Here is a 2,679-nt window from a genome sequence, read left to right as displayed (position 1 = left end):
ACCAGCGGCTGACGCCGACCGAGCCCGGCCCAGGCCCGCAGGTCGCTGATCTCGGCACCGTCGGCGTCGCGGACCAGCCCGGCCACCGCGAACACGCCCACCGTGCTGACGGCGTACGCCGCGAGGTAGAACAGCATCGCCGTCGCCCCGGCGGCCTGGACCGCGATCACCCCGGTGAGCAGGAACCCGGCGTGGGCGATGGAGGAGTAGGCCAGTAGCCGCTTGACGTCGTTCTGCGCGACGCCCACGATCGTCCCGACGATCATCGTCAGCGCCGCGATCACCCACAGCACGGGCGCCCAGTCCGCCTCGAGCCCGGGCACCGCGGTGTGGAAGAAGCGCAGGATCGCGCCGAACGCGGCGACCTTGGTGCCGGCGGCCATGAACGCGGTGATCGCGGTGGGCGCGCCCTGGTAGACGTCGGGCGTCCAGGTGTGGAACGGCACGGCGCCGACCTTGAACAGCAGGCCCACCGACATCATGGCCACGCCGATGAGGATCAGCGAGCTGGCGCCCTCGGCCTCCACGACGTCGGCGATCCCCCGGTAGTCTACGGTCCCGGCGTAGCCGTACACCAGCGCGACGCCGTAGACGAAGAACGCCGAGGAGAACGCGCCCAGGAGGAAGTACTTGACCGCGGCCTCCTGCGAGAGCAGCCGTCGGCGCCGGGCCATCCCGCACAGCACGTACAGCGGCAGGGAGAGCACCTCCAACGCGATGAACAGCGTGATCAGGTCGTTCGCCGCGGGGAACAGCATGAGGCCGCCCGTGGCGAACAGCGCGAGCGGGAAGATCTCCGTCTGGGTGAACCCGGCGCGCTCGGCCTCGCGTTCGCCCGAGCCGCCGGGGGCCACGGCGGCCTGGGGCGCGAAGCCCGCGAGCACCTTTCTGCGGGAGGCCGACGGGATCACGGTGCGTTCGCCGATCAGCAGGCCGGCGCCGAGGGCCACGACCACGGTCAGGCCCTGCAGGAACAGCGCCGGGCCGTCGACCGCGACCGCCCCCTCGGCCGTGACGATCCGGGTCCCGGCCAGGAGGACCACCGAGATGAGCGCGGCGGCGAGACCGCCCAGGTAGACGGCCATCTGTGTGCCATAGCGGCGCCGCGCGGGGACGAACGCCTCCACCAGTACGCTGACGATCCCCGCGCCGAACACCACGAGCAGCGGCGCGAGCGATCCGTACGCGATGTCAGGGGTCATCGGGTTCCTCCCACCAGCGCGACGGTGTGGGCGACCGCCGGTTCGATCACGTCCAACGCGGGCTGCGGGTAGAAGCCCAGCACGATCAGCGCCACCACCAGCGGGATCACCACCACGAGTTCCCGGGCGTCGAGATCCGGTGTCCGCGCGAGCCCGGGAGCCGGGGGTCCACCCATCACCCGCTGGTAGGTCCACAGGATGTAGACCGCCGCCAGGACGAACGTGCTCGTGGCGAGCACGGCGGCCACCGGGTACGGGCCGAAGGTCCCGATGAACACCAGGAACTCGCTGACGAACGGGGCCAACCCGGGCAGCGAGAGCGTGGCCAGGCCGGCGATGAGGAACGTCCCGGCCATCACGGGCGCGACCTGCTGGACACCGCCGTAGTAGCCGATCTCCCGGATGCGGTGCCGGTGGACGAGGAACCCGGCCACGAGGAACAACGCGGCCGTGGCGACGCCGTGGTTGACCATGTAGAGCGCCGATCCGGCCGCGGACTGCTCCGTCCTGGCGAAGATGCCCAGGACGATGAACCCGAAGTGGGAGATGGAGGCGTAGGCGATCAACCGGAGCAGGTCGGTCTGGGCGATGGCCATCACGCCGCCGTAGACGATGCTGATCACCGCCAGCATGATGAGCACCGGCGCCGCCGTGGCGGCCGCGTCCGGGAACAGCGGCAGGCTGTAGCGCAGCATCGCGAACGTGCCGACCTTGTCCACGACCGCCATCATCAGCACCGCGGAGGCGGGGGTCGCGGCCACGGCAGCACCGGGCAGCCAGGTGTGGAACGGCCACAGCGGCGCCTTGATCGCAAAGGCCAGGGTGAAGGCCGCGAACATCAGCAGCGCCACGCCGGGCGTGATCTCGAGTCGGCCGTCCGCCACGGCCGCGGTGATGAGGCGGTAGTCGAACGTCCCCGCCCCGATCGCGCCGTCTGTGCCGGCAGCCCCCAGCCCCGCGCGAGCGGTGAGCACGTACAGCCCGATCACCGCGACGAGCATGACCAGCCCACCGAGGAGGTTGTAGATGAGGAACCGCACGGCCGCCGCCGCCCGGTCGGCTCCGCTGGAATCGCTGCGGCCGAATCCGCCGATGAGGAAGTACAGCGGGATGAGCATCGCCTCGAACGCGACGTAGAACAGCAGCACGTCCAGGCTGGTGAACGCCACCAACGCCAACCCCTGCGTGGCCAGCATCAGCGCCGGATACGCCTGCGCGCGGCGACTGTCGGACGCGGCGACGTCGTGCCACCCGGCCAGCAGGAGCAGCGGCATGAGGGCGGCCGTGAGCAGGACCAGGACCAGCGCGATCCCGTCGAGCCCGAGCGTGTAGGAGGCGCCGAAGGCGGGGATCCACGGGCGGGATTCGACGAACTGGTGGGTCTGGCCGCCGGGGTCGAACCCCACCGCGAGCGCGACCGCCACGCCCAGCACGACGAGCGAGGCGGTCAGGGCGAGGGGCCTGGCCGCGCGTCGCG

Annotated in this window: 2 protein-coding genes; both read right to left on the bottom strand. The window is 71.4% G+C overall.

The genetic code is table 11. The annotated features are described in order from the left end of the window. A partial coding sequence (gene nuoN / locus G6017_RS12020; RefSeq protein ID WP_182617560.1) for an NADH-quinone oxidoreductase subunit NuoN occupies positions 1–1,202 on the bottom strand: 1,202 nt, incomplete at its 3' end. After that, positions 1,199–2,679, bottom strand: a 1,481-nt coding sequence (locus G6017_RS12015) for an NADH-quinone oxidoreductase subunit M (protein ID WP_182617558.1), incomplete at its 5' end; no start/stop codon positions are given. The genes G6017_RS12015 and nuoN, both read right to left, overlap by 4 nt.

Origin of the sequence: Dietzia sp. B44 (assembly GCF_014145245.1) — a bacterium.
GTDB classification, from domain to species: Bacteria; Actinomycetota; Actinomycetes; order Mycobacteriales; family Mycobacteriaceae; genus Dietzia; species Dietzia natronolimnaea.
The sequence above is the reverse complement of the archived record's forward strand: the minus strand, read 5'-3'. Positions and strand labels throughout refer to the sequence as shown.